Origin of the sequence: Streptomyces sp. MCA2 (genome assembly GCF_023544705.1) — a bacterium.
In the GTDB taxonomy this organism is placed as follows: Bacteria; Actinomycetota; Actinomycetes; order Streptomycetales; family Streptomycetaceae; genus Streptomyces; species Streptomyces decoyicus.
The window spans coordinates 1-14252 of sequence record NZ_JAMJFM010000076.1; the positions used below are offsets into that span (position 1 = coordinate 1).

The 14252-nt window shown below is 70.2% G+C and carries 17 protein-coding genes; 7 read left to right on the forward strand and 10 right to left on the reverse strand.

What is annotated here, in order from left to right; all coding sequences use genetic code 11:
- Window positions 1-64: 64 nt before the first annotated feature.
- The 3 genes from M8I34_RS37920 (at window position 65) to M8I34_RS37930 (ending at window position 1265) form a co-directional block, all read left to right on the forward strand.
- Window positions 65-238: a CsbD family protein gene (locus tag M8I34_RS37920; protein ID WP_244416580.1), complete on the forward strand. Its 174-nt coding sequence runs from the start codon at window positions 65-67 to the stop codon at window positions 236-238.
- A 318-nt stretch (window positions 239-556) separates the two neighbouring features.
- Window positions 557-826, forward strand: a complete 270-nt coding sequence (locus M8I34_RS37925) for a hypothetical protein (protein WP_158713157.1) — start codon at window positions 557-559, stop codon at window positions 824-826.
- 145 nt (window positions 827-971) lie between these two features.
- Window positions 972-1265 carry a hypothetical protein gene (locus tag M8I34_RS37930; RefSeq protein WP_030989066.1) on the forward strand — a complete coding sequence of 98 codons (294 nt, stop codon included), beginning with the start codon at window positions 972-974 and terminating at the stop codon, window positions 1263-1265.
- On the opposite strand, the gene M8I34_RS37935 is transcribed toward M8I34_RS37930, so the two are convergent.
- A complete protein-coding gene (locus M8I34_RS37935) occupies window positions 1262-2821 on the reverse strand; it encodes a PucR family transcriptional regulator (protein WP_250057544.1) in 1560 nt (519 codons plus the stop codon). The genes M8I34_RS37930 and M8I34_RS37935 overlap by 4 nt on opposite strands.
- A 213-nt stretch (window positions 2822-3034) precedes the next feature.
- Here M8I34_RS37935 and M8I34_RS37940 point away from each other — a divergent pair, with 213 nt between their 5' ends.
- From M8I34_RS37940 to M8I34_RS37950, 3 genes are all read left to right on the forward strand, one after another.
- Window positions 3035-4597, forward strand: a complete 1563-nt coding sequence (locus M8I34_RS37940; protein WP_250057546.1) for a cytosine permease — start codon at window positions 3035-3037, stop codon at window positions 4595-4597.
- A 22-nt stretch (window positions 4598-4619) separates the two neighbouring features.
- On the forward strand, window positions 4620-5306 hold the full coding sequence (locus M8I34_RS37945; RefSeq protein ID WP_250057548.1) for a cyclase family protein: 687 nt from the start codon (window positions 4620-4622) through the stop codon (window positions 5304-5306).
- 176 nt (window positions 5307-5482) lie between these two features.
- On the forward strand, window positions 5483-6301 hold the full coding sequence (locus M8I34_RS37950; RefSeq protein WP_250057550.1) for a DUF817 domain-containing protein: 819 nt from the start codon (window positions 5483-5485) through the stop codon (window positions 6299-6301).
- A 6-nt stretch (window positions 6302-6307) separates the two neighbouring features.
- Here the strand turns inward: M8I34_RS37950 and M8I34_RS37955 are convergent, their stop codons facing one another.
- From M8I34_RS37955 to M8I34_RS37995, 9 genes are all read right to left on the reverse strand, one after another.
- Window positions 6308-6604: a gas vesicle protein K gene (locus tag M8I34_RS37955; protein WP_250057552.1), complete on the reverse strand. Its 297-nt coding sequence runs from the start codon at window positions 6602-6604 to the stop codon at window positions 6308-6310.
- Window positions 6601-6831: a gas vesicle protein gene (locus M8I34_RS37960; protein WP_030077989.1), complete on the reverse strand. Its 231-nt coding sequence runs from the start codon at window positions 6829-6831 to the stop codon at window positions 6601-6603. The genes M8I34_RS37955 and M8I34_RS37960 overlap by 4 nt, the downstream gene beginning before the upstream one ends.
- Window positions 6832-6834: 3 nt before the next feature.
- On the reverse strand, window positions 6835-7650 hold the full coding sequence (locus M8I34_RS37965) for a GvpL/GvpF family gas vesicle protein (protein ID WP_250057554.1): 816 nt from the start codon (window positions 7648-7650) through the stop codon (window positions 6835-6837).
- Window positions 7647-8027, reverse strand: coding sequence for a gas vesicle protein (locus M8I34_RS37970; RefSeq protein WP_250057556.1), 381 nt, complete (start codon window positions 8025-8027; stop codon window positions 7647-7649). Before M8I34_RS37970 ends, M8I34_RS37965 begins: the two co-directional genes overlap by 4 nt.
- A 122-nt stretch (window positions 8028-8149) precedes the next feature.
- A complete protein-coding gene (locus M8I34_RS37975; RefSeq protein ID WP_250057558.1) occupies window positions 8150-8374 on the reverse strand; it encodes a gas vesicle protein GvpG in 225 nt (74 codons plus the stop codon).
- A gap of 1 nt (window position 8375) precedes the next feature.
- Window positions 8376-9122: a GvpL/GvpF family gas vesicle protein gene (locus M8I34_RS37980; RefSeq protein WP_250057560.1), complete on the reverse strand. Its 747-nt coding sequence runs from the start codon at window positions 9120-9122 to the stop codon at window positions 8376-8378.
- A gap of 3 nt (window positions 9123-9125) precedes the next feature.
- A complete protein-coding gene (gvpJ, locus tag M8I34_RS37985) occupies window positions 9126-9599 on the reverse strand; it encodes a gas vesicle protein GvpJ (RefSeq protein ID WP_250057562.1) in 474 nt (157 codons plus the stop codon).
- 34 nt (window positions 9600-9633) lie between these two features.
- Window positions 9634-9954, reverse strand: coding sequence for a gas vesicle protein (locus M8I34_RS37990; RefSeq protein ID WP_250057564.1), 321 nt, complete (start codon window positions 9952-9954; stop codon window positions 9634-9636).
- Window positions 9955-10134: 180 nt separating this feature from the next.
- Window positions 10135-12078 carry a serine protease gene (locus M8I34_RS37995; protein WP_250057566.1) on the reverse strand — a complete coding sequence of 648 codons (1944 nt, stop codon included), beginning with the start codon at window positions 12076-12078 and terminating at the stop codon, window positions 10135-10137.
- A gap of 608 nt (window positions 12079-12686) precedes the next feature.
- Here M8I34_RS37995 and M8I34_RS38000 point away from each other — a divergent pair.
- Entirely contained in the window at window positions 12687-14243 is a 1557-nt protein-coding gene (locus M8I34_RS38000) for an FAD-dependent oxidoreductase (protein ID WP_308372777.1), read from the forward strand.
- The last annotated feature ends 9 nt before the right edge of the window (window positions 14244-14252 follow it).

Below are 14252 nucleotides of genomic sequence, written 5' to 3' on the forward strand. Positions count from 1 at the left end.
TTTCTCCGTTTCCCGCAGAGACCTGTGGGCACCGGAGTGATGACGCCGACGAAAGGATCGCATCATGAGCGCCGTGGAGAAGGCGAAGGCCAAGACCGAGCAGGCGACCGGGAAGGCGGAAAAGGAAGTCGGCCGCACGGTCGGCAATGAGCGTCTCGAAGCCGACGGTGCGGTGCGCGAGTCCAAGGGAAATCTGCGTGACGCAAAGGAAAAGGGCAAGGACGCCCTCAAGGACTGACGCCCGGCGGGTGTCATGGAGGGGCGGGACCACGAAGGTGTGTGGTCCCGCCCCTCCATGACATGCGTGGCTTTCCGAGCTTCCGAGCTTTCCGAGCCGGGACAGATGTCGGTCGCGGAAGCGGGCCGCAAGAAATGCCGGGCGCCGGTCCTGTTCCTGTAGAGCGTCGACGGCGTCGTCACTGTCGGTGGAGAGGGCCCCTTCGTCCCTGACACGCCCGGGGAACAGCAGCGACACACCAGCTGCCGAGTACCGGACGGACTCACAAGTAGCCGCCCGCGATTCGCCGTGGCGGGCGATGGCTGATAGGGAGGTGCCATGAGCGATATCCCTCCGGTTTTGACCGTGACCGCCATCAGCACCATCGGGGTCACGGATGTTCACGACGAGAACGCGGACTCCTGGGTGGTGATCGAGACCGCTGAGCAGGGACAACTGCTGCTGAACCTGCCCGGCCCCCTGTACGAGGCCGCGGTCCAGGCGACCAAGCTTCCGGCCGACCAGCCCGGTCCCGGCCGTCTGGCGCTCACCGAGGCCGAGATCGCCGCCTACCGCGCCCACATCGCCGCCATGGCCGACAACGGCTGAGGACAGCTGCGGACAGCTGCAAACAGCTGCGGACAGCCCGGAACGTCCCCTACACGCCGCGCGGCATCGTCCGCCCGGCCTGCCTTCAGCGCGCCATCGAGACCGTCGCGCGTTTCAATGCGCGGAAAGCGGTAACGCGTTGTTCATGTCCAGACGCGCTCGTTACAGCAGCAACGAAGCAGCGAAGGCCGTCGTCGTCATCGCCGACCTCACTGCGTTGATTCTCGGTCTGTGGATTCTCTTCGCTCTCCTCGACGCAAACCGCGCCAATGATCTGGTCAACTTCGTCCACACCGTGGCCGGTTGGCTGGCCGGGTGGTCGCACGATCTGTTCACCATGGACACCGCATGGGTGCGGACCGTGCTGAACTACGGACTGCCCGCCGTGGTCTACCTGTGCATCGGCCACATGCTGGCCGCCCGGATCCGCCGCGCCTAAATGCTCGCGCCACGGAAGGCTCCACGGAAGTGGGAGCCAGGGCCCTCCGTGCGTGCGGGGCCGCCGAGGAGTTCCCTGGCCTGAAGGGCGATCCAGAGTTCCGCGAGGTCGCCGGTCGTGGCGAGGGTGCGGCCCGTGAGCTGTTCGACCCGCTGCATCCGGTACATCACGGTCTGCTTGTGGACGTTCAGGGCAGCGGCCGTACGCTGCCAGGAGCGGCGGCAGTGCAGGAACGCGTCCAAGGAGCCGACCAGATCCGTTCGGTGGGCCGCGTCGTAGGCCAGCAGGGGTCCCAGCACGCGATCGACCACGACGCGGGCCTCGTCGATGCTCCGCAGGACCGTGTGGGCGGAGTCGTCGCCGTACCGGGCGATCCGGTCCTCGGATGTCGCGGCGAGGTTCAGCGCCCACATGGCCTCCTTGTGCGCCGTCGGAAGGCGGTCGGGGACGCCGAGCGCGTTGCCGACCCCCAGCAGGACCGCGGGGCCCAGCTTGTTCCGTACGGTCATGAGGACGTCCGGGTCGTCGGGGAGCAGGGCCAGCAGCAGCGGTTCCCGGCTGAGCAGCAGGTGGGGTATGCGGCGTCGGCCCAGGGTCAGATGCAGATCGCGTCGGCCCGGCTCGTCGCCGTGCTGGGCGGCCACGAGCACACAGGCGGAGGGTTCGAGCCCGGCCGCCTCCAGTTCGTGCCGGGCCGTCGGTGCGTCGGTCCTGGCGTCGAGCAAGTGGGCGAGGAGTTCTCCGTGGACCCGGCGCTGGTGTTCCAGCGCCATCGCGTGCCGGGCCACTTCCACGGCGGCGACGGTGGCCAGGTGGTGCAGGAGCGAGGTGTCGGACGAGGCGCTGGGGAGGCCCTCGACCACCAGGAGGGTCGGCTCCTCGGCGGGGACTTCCACCGCGAGCGAGGTGCCGCTGTCCGCCGACGGCAGACGGAGGACGCCGGGGATCTTTCCCTCACAGGCCCGGACCGCCGCCCGGACCGCCGCGCGCAGTTCGGGCGGTGGTTCGGGCGCCGAGGGGTCCACGGGGTGGGCCGAGGCCGCGTCCAAAAGCAGCAGCCGGCAGCCCAGTTCGCGGCTCAGCCGGGCCACCGGTGACTCCGCGGGCACGCCTCCCAGCGCGTCGCGGACGGCGGCGTAGACGCGCTCGACCTGGCCGACCCGTGCGGCGTCGTCCCGGGAATTGGCGTCCGCGACCGCCCGGGAGATGGCGGCGAAGCCCACCGAGTACGGAGCCACCAGGAGGGGAATGCCGCAGTCCTCGGCCGCGGCGGCCAGCTCGTCACACAGGGCGGGCGTCTGCGGGTCCTCCCCGACGACCAGGCCGCTGGCACCGACGTCCGCCAGGTTCCGCAGCAGTTCCGCCTGGTCCGCGCCCAGCGGTGGCAGGGTGCGGCCGTTGCGGATGAGCAGTTCGCCGCCGGCCAGCCAGTCACGAACGCTGTCGAGATCGGAGGCGTGCGCCCAGGAGACCGGTCGGTCGAGCCCTCCCCCGCCGGCGAAGAGATCCAGCCGCAGATGCGGAATCCGCACCAGGTCGCCGACGGTCACACGCATGCAGGCTCCTCACCGGCTCGTGGCAGTACAGGCTTGTGGCAATGCAGGCTTGTGGCAATCGCCCAATCCTCTTGTTCGATCGCTCAAGGGGCAACCCCGCATTCTCGTTCTCCGACGCGTTGCCGCGTGCCCCGCGCCCCCGGACACTGCTGGTCATCGGGTCGCCGGCCACCCGAGCAAGCCCTTGTCTCCCGTAAGCCCGCAGGAGTCCGCGTGACCCAGCAAGCCCCGCCCTCCCTCACCGAAGTCGAGCCGTACGGCGTCGACAGGATCCCGGACGCCGACCGCACCGCGACGCCCCTGGATCTGTTCCGGGTGGCCTTCGGCGGCGCCAACACCTTCTCCACCTGCGTTCTCGGCGCCTTCCCGATCCTCTTCGGGCTCTCCTTCTGGCAGGGGCTCGCCGCCACCCTGCTCGGCCTGGTCGCCGGAGCGCTGATCCTCTGCCCCATGGCCGTCTTCGGGCCGGTCAACGGCACCAACAACGCCGTCGCCTCCTCGGCACACCTCGGTGTGCACGGCCGGATCGTCGGTTCGTTCCTGTCGCTGCTCACGGCTGTCGCCTTCTTCTCCCTCTCGGTCTGGAGCTCGGGGGACGCGCTGGTCGGCGGTGCCCACCGGCTGCTCGGCCTGCCCCGTTCAGGGGTCTCCTATGTGGTCGCGTATGCGCTGTTCGCCGGGCTGGTGATGGTGGTGTGCGTCTACGGGTTCCGGTTCATGCTCTTCATCAACAAGATCGCGGTCACCGCGGCCACGGCGCTCTTCCTCCTCGGCGCGGTCGCCTTCGGCGGTGACTTCGACCCCTCGTACGCCGGGGCCCACGCGGCCGGCGGGCCGGGCGCCCAGTCCCTGTTCTGGCCGTCGTTCATCGGCGCCGCACTGATCGTGCTCTCCAACCCCGTGTCGTTCGGTGCCTTCCTGGGCGACTGGTCCCGCCACATCCCGGCGGATGCCCCGCGCCGCCGTGTCGTGGGCGCGGCGTTCCTCTCCCAGATCGCGACGTTGCTGCCGTTCGTCTTCGGGCTCGCGACCGCGAGCATCATCGCCACCAAGGCACCGCGGTACGTCGATCCCGGCGCTCCCGACTACGTCGGCGGCCTGCTCGCCATCTCGCCCGGCTGGTACTTCCTGCCCGTGTGTCTGCTGGCCCTGATCGGCGGTATGTCCACCGGAACCACCACGCTCTACGGCACCGGACTGGACTTCTCCAGCGTCTTCCCCCGGCTCTCCCGTGTGCAGGCGACCGTGCTGGTCGGCGTGGTGTCCACCGCCTTCATCTTCCTCGGCCGCTTCGGGCTCGACCTGGTGCAGAGCATCTCCACGTTCGCGACGCTGATCGTCACCTGCACCACCCCCTGGATGGTCGTGATGATGCTCGGCTTCTTCACCCGGCGTGGCTGGTACGACCCCGATGCCCTCCAGGTCTTCAACCGGCGTCAGCGCGGCGGCCGCTACTGGTTCACCCACGGCTGGAACTGGCGCGGATTGACCGCCTGGTGGGTCTCCGCCGTGGTCGGTCTGGTGTTCACCAACATCCCCGGCCAGTTCGTCGGGCCGCTCGGCGGGCTCGCGAACGGCATCGACATCAGCCTGCCGCTGTCCCTGGCCACCGCCGCGGTGCTCTTCCTCGCCCTGTTGGCGCTCTTCCCCGAGCCCCGCGCGGCCTACGGCCCACAAGGCGCCCGGCTCGTCCGCACCGCCGACACCCCGGCCCCGCCGATCACCGGTCCGGGCACCGATACTCCCGCGGCCGGGCTCGCGCCCACCGAAGCCTGACCCGACTCCCGGAGCGCTCCTCATGACCACCACCTCGCCGACCTGGGTCGACCTGTCCGTCCCTCTCATGACCGGCATGCCCGTCTATCCCGGCGACCCCGAGGTCGAGATCGACACCGCGCTGCGTGTCACCGAAGACGGCGTCAACGTGCAGCGGCTGCATCTCGGCTCACAGTCCGGCACCCATGTCGACGCCCCCTTCCACGTGGACGACCGCTGGCCCACCCTGGACGAGGTGCCCCTGGACCGCTTCACCGGTCCGGCCGTCGTGGCGGACCTGCGCGGCCTGGCACCGCGCGCGGCCGTCACTCCCCCGCACCTCGCCCCCGCCCTGGAGCGGCTGCGCCCCGGGACGGTGCTGGTGCTCGCCACCGGCTGGTCCGCGTACTGGGGGACGGCTCACTACCTCGCCCACCCCTGGCTGACCTCCGAAGCCGCCCGGGGGATCGTGGACGCGGGCGTCCGCACGCTCGCCGTTGACGCCCTGAGCGTCGATCCCACTCCCGAGCCGGGCGATGCCCAGGGCGACGGGTCACTCCCGGCCCATCGCATCCTGTGCGGAGCCGGTGCCGTCATCGCCGAGAACCTCACCAACCTGGGGCCGGTCCTCGATGCCCGGGCCGCCCACCGCCCCGTCGAGCTTTCGCTCTTCCCGCTCCGCCTCGCCGCCGACGGCGCTCCCGTGCGGGCGGTCGCCCGTGTCGGCTGACGGCCGGCCGCTGCACTGCGAGGCCGGCGGATGGGTGGAAGGGAGCTGGGGCAAGGCCCCGGGTCGGGACCGGGGTCGGGGTCAGGACCGGGGTCGGAGCCGGAGCCGGTATCGGGATCGGAGCCGGAGTCGGACCCGGGGCAACCGTTGCGCGGGCCCGTTGCGTCGGCATAGATATGTCGACTGTTGGTTCCCTGCTACGGAAGGCGCTGCTCTTCGCCTGGCTGGAGACGCGCTGCTGTGCCTTCGCCATCGCGCTGCTGTCCGGGGTGGCCGTGTCCCAGGCGCTGCCACAGCTGCCGATCGCCCGCTATGACCTGCTGGTCGCCTACGGGGTGCTGCTGACGGCGGTGTTCCTGGCCTGCCGCTGGGAGAGCGGGCGCGACCTCGCGGTCATCGCGGTGTGCCATGTGATCGGGCTGGCCTTCGAGGTGGTGAAGGTCGCCCTCGGGTCCTGGAGCTATCCGGAGCCGGCCGTGCTGAAGTTCGCCGGCGTGCCCCTGTACGGCGGGTTCCTCTACGCCGCGGTGGGCAGCTACGTCTGCCGCGCCTGGCATGTGATGGACCTGGAACTGATCCGCTACCGCGCCGGAGCCACCTCGGTGGTGGCCGTGGCGATCTACGCGAACTTCTTCAGCCATCACTGGCTGCCGGACCTGCGCTGGCCCCTCGCCGTCGCGCTGCTCGCGGCCACGGCCGGGACCCAGGTGACGTTCACCGTCGGGCACACCCGCCACCGCATGCCCCTTGCGCTCGGCTTCACCCTGATCGGCTTCTTCCTGTGGCTGGCGGAGAACATCGCCACCTACCTCGGCGCCTGGCGCTACCCCGATCAGCTGCACGGCTGGCAGCCCGTCGCCGTGGAGAAGATCGGAGCCTGGGCACTCCTGATCAGCGTGACGTTCGTCCTGGTCGCCTGGGCCAAGGGCAAGCGCGAGCCCGGCAGGAGCCCGGCCGGCGGTGTACCGGGCCCCGATGCCAGGGCCGTCGGCTGAGGGCCCTCAGTTCCGCGGCAGGAGGGACCCCAGGGGCCCGAGGTCGAGGTTGAGGTCTTCGAGGTGCAGGCCGTGCTGATCGCACAGCTCGGTCATCCGCTCTTCGAGGTGCATCAGGGTCTCCCCGATCTGTTCCACCTGCGCGTCGCTGAGGTCTCCCTGTTCCACCCGGCGGATCGCCTGCCGTTCCATCAACTGCCGCAGGAGCTCCACCACGGTGAGTACCAACGAGACCAGGTCGCGCCCCATCTGTTCACGGTCGATGTCGAGTCTGCCCTCGCGCGCACCGCTTCGTTCCGTCATAGCGGGCCCGAGTCCGACCACGGCGCGGGCACCCGTTCGCTGACCGACGACAGCAGTGCGTGCAGGGAGAGCCGCACCAGAGGCACATCGGCGATGGCGATGACCAGGTCCCCGCTGATGACGACCCCCGTGGACAGCACGCGGTCGAGCAGGTCGACCAACGGGACACCGATGGGCCCGGTGAGCGGGCCCGGAGTCTCCCAGGGGACGGGATGCGGAGCGGACACGGCTCACACCTCCCCGACGAAGGAGTACGGGACCCAGGGGCCCGACACCTCGACGTCCGCTCCGGTGCCCTGGCGCAGGCCCGCCACCGCCTCCAGCAGTCTCCGGACGCGCACGGAGGACACCAGGTAGGTGGCGTTGAGGATCTGTAGGCGGTGCTTCTCCCCCGTCAGCTCCGGGCCGTGCGGGCGCAGCCGGCGGGTCGCGGTGGCCAGGCGGCTCAGGGCGGTGTCGATGTCCTCGGCGGTCCGCAGCGCGCGGTCATGGTGCTGCTCCCGTGCCTGGTGCAGCCCCCGCTTCCGTTCCAGGTAGGCGCGGCCCGCTCCGCCTGCCGCCCCGCCGCCGCTCACGGGAGGTCCAGGGGGTGCGGTCGCGGCGGACTCTGGGGCTGCCGCGGGCAGATAGACCTTCACCCCCCATTCGGCGTGGCCTTCGATACGTGCCAGCACCGCGGCGAACCGGTCGGCATCCGCTTCCAGGGCCTGCCGCGCCCGCTCGTCGCCCCGGTAGAGCGTGGCCAGTGCCAGCGGCGCCGTGGGCCCGCAGGCGGCGGCCGCGGTCACCACGTCGTGGTGGGCGCGGGCACAGTGCTCCAGTTCTTCCCGGTCCGACAGCCGCTGCTGCCATGCGTCCTCGGTGAACTCGGCCGCGGGTACGTGCTGGACGACCGCCGTGAGGGACCCGAACCGCAGACCGCGCACGGGGAACCCGTCCGCCAGGCCGGCGAGTCCGGTGAGGGCCCCCGGATCGAGCTGCCGGCAGACGGCGAAGACGTAGGTCGCGGTGACGTTCGTGGGGGTATCGAGCCGCTCCGTCGTCATGTCCCCGCCCCTGCCGTGTCCTTCGGCCGGTGGGCGGGCGAGCCATCGTCGTCGCCGTCGTCGCCATCGCCGGACTCCAGTGCGTCCACGCGCTCGCGCAACCGGCGGTTCTCCTCCCGCAGCTCGTTCCGCGCCGCCTTGGAACTGAGCGCGGGGTCGGTCTCCCACCAGTCGATACCGGCCTTCCTGGCCGTCTCCACGGACGAGACGAACAGGCGCAGCCGGATGGTGAGGAGCTCGATGTCGAGAAGGTCGATCTTGATGTCACCGGCGATGACGATCCCCTTGTCGAGGACGCGTTCGAGGATGTCGGCGAGGTTCGAGGTGCTCGGGCCGTTGGCAGGAGGAGCGCCCCATCTCTCATCGATGTCGGTCACGTGGTCCCTCCTTCCTCTTCGTCGTGGTCGCGTGCGGCAGGTGACCGCCGGCCAGGGCGGCTGCCGGCCGGGCTCCCGCTCGTCGGTCGCGCAGGGCGTTGATGCCTCTCCCCGGCGGCCGGTCAGCTCTCGTACAGCAGGTCGAGCAGCTGCTCCTCTTCGTGTTCGAAGGCCTCTTTGCTGAGGTGCCCGGACTCGAATTCATGGTTCAGCGCGGCGAGCCGGGCGCGGATCACGGACGGGTCGTGCAGCTCGCGGTCGGCCGCCTGGGCGAGTTGGTCGGCCACCCAGACCACACCCCGCACGGGCGCGAGCGGCAGGGTGAGCACACCGCTGATCAGCCCCATCTCAGCCTCCGGCCCGGCCCGCGAGCGCGCGTGGTTCGAGGAAGCTGTAGCAGGGCAGCGGGCCCACCACCCGCAGGACGACGCGATCGCGGGACTGCCCGGCGAGGCGCTCCGCCTCCGCGGTGAAGTCGGCGCTGTCGCTCCGGTCCACCAGGAAGGACACATTGACCTGGCACCCGGAAACCTCCGGCCCGGCGGAGACCGCGTGCGCCCGGGACGTCAGCGCTCGCACGATCTCGCGACCCGATTCGGCGGCCCGGCGCGACAGCGCGGTGGCCACCGCCTCTCCGAGCCGCATGTTCGCCTCGTAGCTCGGTTGCCGGCGCACCGCTTCCCGCAGCCCGCGGATGGTGACGTCGCCTGTGACCAGCGCGGCGAGCGAGTCGTCGGCCGGCATCGCCTTGACGTTGATCTCGACCCGGCCCGCGAGGTCCGCCAGGGCGGCCAGATGACGCTCCTCGGCGTCCGAAAGCTGTCGGCGGACCACTGCTTCGTCCGGCGCGACCATGCCGAACCGCATGGGCAGCACCGGCCCGTGTTCGGCCAGGGCCAGCAGCAGTTCCTGGTGTGCCATGAGGTCGCGGCGACGGGCGCGCAGCTTCGGCGGTGCCTGGCTCACGACCGCGGCGACGCGCCCCTCGACGATGCGCTCCACGGCCCCCGGGGGCTCCCCCACTCCGCCCAGGTGCGAGGGCAGCGGGTGCTCGGCCCGGACGATGCCGTAGACGTAGATGCCGTCATCCGTCACTGGTCACTCCTCCTCTGACTGCCGCCGGCGGGAAGCGGCTCCGGACCGGGCGGAACCGCTGCGCCGCTTCTTCTTCGGCTGCGCTTCCTCCTCGGCGTCGTCATCCGAGTCGTCGCCCCCGCCCACCACCGAGCGGACGGTGTCGCCAATGGACGAGGCCGCCTTTTTCGCCTTGTGCTTTCCGATGCTCTTGGCGGCCTGGCCGCTGAAGAGTTCGGGGACGGTCACGCTGCCCGAATCGCGCTCCAGATCCAGTCGATTGCACGCCTCCGCAAAACGCAGATACGTATCGACGCTGGCCACCACGATGCGGGCATCGATCTTGAGGATCTCGATCCCGACCAGGGACACCCGTATGAACACATCGATGACCATCCCCCGGTCCAGGATGAGTTCCATCACGTCGTAGAGCGTTCCGGCTCTCGGCGGGCAGGGAATGACCTCGCCGGACATGCCTGAATAAGTCGTGGTGGCCATCTGGGTGCCCTTTCAGCTGGTCAGCGCGGTGCGTTCACTGGTCGGCCGCACCACGTCGGTAGCGGTGGGTCCGGTAGTACTCGAGCAGCTCGCCGTCTTCGTCGAGCTTCACCTCGTAGGTCGCGAGAAGGCTCGTGGTGTCCGGAATCCGCGCCAGCTCCAGCACGTCCACCTCGACACACCAGCCGTCGTCGGTGCGCCGTACCGCCGTGACACCTTCCACCCGGTGGCTGATGAGGCTCTGCAACATTTCAGCGGCCCGGCGAGCCACCGCACCGGGATCGTTCGTCGGCTTCTTCTTGTCTTTCCGGGCAGCCGAGGACGACCGAACCCGCGTTCGGGATTGTTCTGCCATACATCAAGTCTCGCCGCCCTCGTGACCTGTGCATCTTCAACGGGACCAAATGATGCGACTGGGCGGACGACGACGGCACGAGACGACCGGCGGCGACAGCCGGGACCCGCCGGGGAAAGCGAAATGCCTTCCGGTTCTGTGGCAGAACCGGAAGGCATTCATGGCGCGAGACGTGCTGGTTCAGCTGATCTGCGGGGGAACGAGGACGTTTTCACGGCCCAGCGACTTGGTCGTGGTGTCGCCGTACATGACGAGCTGTCCGCCGGGCCAGCGAGCGATCAGATCGTCCTGGCGGGTACCGCCGCCGAAGGCACCGGAGACGGCAAGGCTGGTGTTGCGCCACGCGGACTTCGCGGGCCGGAGCCGGCGTTCCGCGGCGGCGGTGAGGCCCTTGGCCCCGGTGTTCTCGTAGACGGTGACTTCACCGTCGGACCAGGCGACGAACAGGTCCTGGTCGCCGGACTCGGTGGCGAAGTTGCCGGCGGCGATGTCGCGGGCGTGCGGCCATGTCGTGTTGCGCTTTTCGAGCCGCTTCTCCGCGTGCAGACCCTTGCCGTCGACGTTGGTGTAGAGGGTCACCTCGCCGTCGGACCAGCGCACCACCAGGTCGTCGCGCCGGGTGTTGCCGCCGCCGAAACGGCCGGCGGTGATGCCAAAGGCATGCGTCCAGGTGTCGTTGGGTCCCTTGAGCTGGACCGCTTGGGTGAGCTTGTTGGTTTCGTTGACGTCCTTGTAGAGGGTCAGCTTGCCGTCGGCCCAGCGGACGAGGAGGTCGTCGGTGGTGTTGCCGGTGAATTCGCCCGCGGTGACGACCTTCGCCTGCTTCCAGGGCCCGTCCTTCTTGGCGAGCTGGATGTCCTTGGCGAAGCCGTACCGGCGGTTGCCGGGGTAGAGCGAGACCTCTCCGTCGGACCAGCGCACGATCAGGTCACCGGTGCCGTTGCGCACCGAGTCGGTGTGGAACCGGCCGGTGGTCAGGCCCGTGGCGTGCTGCCAAGTGGACGCGCTTCCCAAGGGGTTGACGGTGTCCGGCGCCGCGTCGTCGACCGCCTGGTGGTAGAGACGGAAGACGTCGTTGTCGAACTGCGAGGTGTACGAGACGTCGTCGCTGGCCCCGCCGGTCTTGTAGCCGCCGATGGCGCCGACGAGGTTGCCGCGGCTGCCGTCGAAGCTCTCCAGGAACGGACCGCCGCTGACGCCGGAACGGTAGCCGGCACACGTGATTTCCATGAACCGGCCCTGGAAGGCCTTGGTGTCGTTCGTGCACTGCAACGGCGTCTTCTGACCGCCGGGGTAGCCGATGACCGTGACATCACGGCGGGCCAGCTGGGTGGCGGGGACGGAGGTGAGGCTGTTGCCTCGGCCGACGGCGTCCTCCAGCAGCTGCCCCTGGGAGTTGGGGCCGACGCGCAGGAAGGCGAAGTCCACATCGTCGCTGGGTGTCCTGGCCAGGTACCGGCTGTCGATCCAGACCTTGCCCTGCTCCATCGGGAAGATCCCGTACGGGGTCTCCCCGGACTCACCGGCCTGTGAGGCCCCGGCGCGGTAGCCGGGCACGAACGCGACATTGCGGGGAGGCTTGTCGCTCTTCAGGCAGTGCGCCGCCGTGAGGACCAGGCTCTTGGTCGACGAGGTCACCGCACTGGCGGTGCAGAACTGGTTGGGGGTGGGCGATCCGTCGTCGTTGCGGATCAGGAACACCCCGACCGTGGCGACCCCGGCGTGCGCCGGATGGCTCGGCTGGGCCACCGATCGGTTGCCCGCCGCCGCACCGGCGCGACGCTGCCCCTCCGGGAGCTGCCCGGCGTCCCGCACCGCGTCCACGGGGACGGCGGCACGGATGCGCTCGGGTGTCCAGTAGCGCTCGGCCTCCTGGGCCTTGCGTATCTCCTCCGGCGTCACGCCCTGGGAAGGCTTCGCCGTGTCGTCCGGTGCGGGAGTCGCCGCGGCGACGGTGGAGTCCGACGACGGCCGGTCGCCCGGCAGCGACCGGTAGGCGCCGTGGTATGTGACCGCCTTCCCGTCGGCCGGAGCCGAGGGGTGAGCGGCGACGGCCGGCACGGCGGGAACGATCGAGGCGCAGACGCCGATGGCGGCGGCGCGCCCCCAGGTTATTCGTTTCATGAGCCTGTCTAAGGAAGAAGTGACATCGATGTGGCCGCGTCAGGTCCTGACGCGGAGCTGCACCGGCAGAGCCGGGGTGTCGGCGGCGCCGTCAGCGCCGGCGCTCGGCTGGCCGTTCCCGGGAGCCGTGCCCGGAGACCTTGGCGATATCGGTCGTGCCGTCAGCGGGGACATGGCCGGCACGGACGGCGTGCCGCAGGGTCTTCAGGGCCTGGACGCCGGGGGCCGCAGGGTCCGCCTGGCCGTTCTCGGCGCGGGCCCGGACACGGCAGTCCGTTCCAACAGCACGTAACCGACTGCGGGAACGGGATGTCACCGGGGGTCCTTCCGGAAAAGGCGACGGCGCATCCGCGGTCCGCCCAGGAATGTCATGGCAGCATAAGAAGCGGGAGGAAGGTATCACGAAACCACAGACAAAAACGGACAGTGTGGGTTTGCGAAGAATCACGGTGCGTGCGGCGCCCTCGTCGGCGGCGCGCGCTCCCGCGCGTGATCCCGGCGGTCCGGCGCCCGGTGACAATGGCTTGTTTCCCGGTGTGGGGCGACCCGTTCCTCCAGGTTGGGTGAACAGGGTCGGGGAACGGGCCGGTGGAGAAGGACGGGTGTGCGTGTACGACTACATCATCGTGGGTGCCGGGTCGGCGGGGTGCGTGCTGGCCGCCCGGCTCAGTGAGGACGAGGACACCCGGGTTCTGCTCATCGAGGCCGGGCCGGCGGACGACGCCCAGGAGATCCACGTTCCGGCCGCCTTCAGCAAGCTGTTCCAGACGAAGTACGACTGGAGCTACCTCAGCGCCTGCGAACCGGGCCTCGACGGCCGGCGCCGCTTTCTGCCCCGGGGGCGGATGCTCGGCGGTTCGTCGTCGATGAACGCGATGATCTACATCCGTGGAAACCGGCGCGACTACGACGCCTGGGCCGCGGCCGGCGCCGAACGGTGGGGCTGGGACGACGTCCTCCCCTACTTCCTGCGTGCCGAGGACTTCCAGGGCGAACTGCCTCCGTGGCACGCCGCCGGCGGGCCGCTGACCGTCAGCGAAGGCCGCTCCCGGCATCCGCTGATGGCTGCTTGGGTGGCGGCCGCCCAGGAGGCGGGCCACCCCTTCACCTCGGACTTCAACGGCCCGGAGCAGGACGGCGTCGGCTACTACCACCTCACCCAGCGCGACGGCATGCGCTGTAGCACGGCCGTCGCCTATCTGCGGCCGGCGCTGACCCGGCCGAACCTCGAAGTGCTCACCGGCGCCCAGTGCACCCGCATCCTGTTCGACGGCGACCGCGCCATGGGCGTCGAGCTGGAACAGGGCGGGGAGCTGCTGCAACGGCGCGCCGAGCGGGAGGTGGTGCTGTCGGCCGGTGCGTACAACTCCCCGCAGCTGCTGATGCTTTCCGGCATCGGCGTGGCCGAGGAACTGACGGCCTGCGGCATCACGCCCCTGGTGGACCTCCCGGTGGGCGAGAACCTTCAGGACCACGCGCATGTCGGTCTGTCCTATCTGACCGACACCGCAACCCTGTTGACCGCCGAGACGCCGGACAATGTCCGCCTGCTGGAGACCGAGGCCCGCGGCCCGCTCACGTCCAACGTCGGCGAGGTCGGCGGCTTCCACCGGACCCGCGAGGGGCTGGACGCCCCGGACATCCAGGTGCACGCCACCCCGGTGATGTTCCACGAGGAGGGCATCAGCCCCGTCACCGACCACGCCTTCATGTTCGGCGCGGTCCTGCTCGCCCCCACCAGCCGGGGCAAGGTCTCGCTGCGGTCGGCGATCCCCAGTGCCGCACCGCACATCCTGCACAACTATCTGGCCACGGAGGACGACCGCGCGACGATGGTGCGGGCGCTGAGGATGCTGCTGGACATCGCCGACCGGCCCAGTCTGCGCAAGCACCGCCGCGCCGACCACCGCGTTCCCCGCTCCACGGACGACGCCGGACTGCTGGAGTTCGCCCGCCGTGAGCTCCAGACCCTGTACCACCCGGCAGGCACCTGCTCGATCGGCCCGGTGGTCGACTCCCGGCTCAGGGTGCACGGGGTGAACGGCCTGCGGGTGGTGGACGCCTCGGTGATGCCCACCGTGGTGCGGGGCAACACCAACGCCCCCACGATCATGATCGCTGAGAAGGCGGCGGACCTCATCCGCGACCTGCCTGCACTGACCTGACCTGATCTG

What these genes read in the sequence shown, in the direction of transcription:
- M8I34_RS37945 (WP_250057548.1), top strand. Translation starts at nt 4,620, where the DNA reads ATGACCACCACCTCGCCGACCTGGGTCGACCTGTCCGTCCCTCTCATG.
- gvpJ (WP_250057562.1), bottom strand. Translation starts at nt 9,599, where the DNA reads ATGGCCACCACGACTTATTCAGGCATGTCCGGCGAGGTCATTCCCTGC.
- M8I34_RS37930 (WP_030989066.1), top strand. Translation starts at nt 972, where the DNA reads ATGTCCAGACGCGCTCGTTACAGCAGCAACGAAGCAGCGAAGGCCGTC.
- M8I34_RS37925 (WP_158713157.1), top strand. Translation starts at nt 557, where the DNA reads ATGAGCGATATCCCTCCGGTTTTGACCGTGACCGCCATCAGCACCATC.
- M8I34_RS37995 (WP_250057566.1), bottom strand. Translation starts at nt 12,078, where the DNA reads ATGAAACGAATAACCTGGGGGCGCGCCGCCGCCATCGGCGTCTGCGCC.
- M8I34_RS37965 (WP_250057554.1), bottom strand. Translation starts at nt 7,650, where the DNA reads ATGACGACGGAGCGGCTCGATACCCCCACGAACGTCACCGCGACCTAC.
- M8I34_RS37950 (WP_250057550.1), top strand. Translation starts at nt 5,483, where the DNA reads ATGTCGACTGTTGGTTCCCTGCTACGGAAGGCGCTGCTCTTCGCCTGG.
- M8I34_RS37955 (WP_250057552.1), bottom strand. Translation starts at nt 6,604, where the DNA reads ATGACGGAACGAAGCGGTGCGCGCGAGGGCAGACTCGACATCGACCGT.
- M8I34_RS37935 (WP_250057544.1), bottom strand. Translation starts at nt 2,821, where the DNA reads ATGCGTGTGACCGTCGGCGACCTGGTGCGGATTCCGCATCTGCGGCTG.
- M8I34_RS37975 (WP_250057558.1), bottom strand. Translation starts at nt 8,374, where the DNA reads ATGGGGCTGATCAGCGGTGTGCTCACCCTGCCGCTCGCGCCCGTGCGG.
- M8I34_RS37990 (WP_250057564.1), bottom strand. Translation starts at nt 9,954, where the DNA reads ATGGCAGAACAATCCCGAACGCGGGTTCGGTCGTCCTCGGCTGCCCGG.
- M8I34_RS37920 (WP_244416580.1), top strand. Translation starts at nt 65, where the DNA reads ATGAGCGCCGTGGAGAAGGCGAAGGCCAAGACCGAGCAGGCGACCGGG.